Source organism: Pseudomonas sp. GW821-FHT03C07 (genome assembly GCF_059420925.1).
Genome location: NZ_JBWKUQ010000055.1, coordinates 1 through 580, shown reverse-complemented (window position 1 = coordinate 580; position 580 = coordinate 1). Strand labels below are relative to the sequence as shown.

At 61.4% G+C, this 580-nt stretch carries 1 protein-coding gene; it reads left to right on the top strand.

From position 1 onward, the window contains the following. The coding region (locus AC07VG_RS33465) for a TOBE domain-containing protein (protein WP_495022574.1) at window positions 1-580 on the top strand (580 nt) is incomplete at both ends.

The window sequence follows — 580 nt, the reverse complement described above, 5'->3', positions numbered from 1 at the left end:
GTGCTTTGGACAAGAAGCTGCGCTCGCAAATGCAGCTTGAGCTTGTCGAGATCATCGAGCGCGTCGGTGTGACCTGCGTCATGGTGACCCACGACCAGGAAGAAGCCATGACCATGGCCGAGCGGATCGCCATCATGCACCTGGGCTGGATCGCCCAGATCGGCAGCCCGGTGGACATCTACGAAACCCCGGTCAGCCGGATGGTCTGCGAGTTCATCGGCAACGTGAACGCCTTTGACGGCACGGTCATTGACGATGCCGAGGGCCACGCGGTGATCGGTTGCAAGGATCTGGACCGCAATATCTACGTCGGCCATGGCATCAGCACCTCGGTGCAGGACAAGTCGATCACCTATGCGATTCGCCCGGAAAAACTGCTGGTCACCCTGCAGAAACCCGAGTGCGAGCACAACTGGTCCAGCGGCAAGGTCCACGACATCGCCTACCTGGGTGGCCACTCGGTGTTCTACGTCGAGCTGCCGAGCGGCAAACTGGTCCAGTCCTTCGTCGCCAACGCCGAGCGCCAGGGCCAGCGTCCGACCTGGGGCGATGAAGTCTACGTCTGGTGGGAAGACGACAG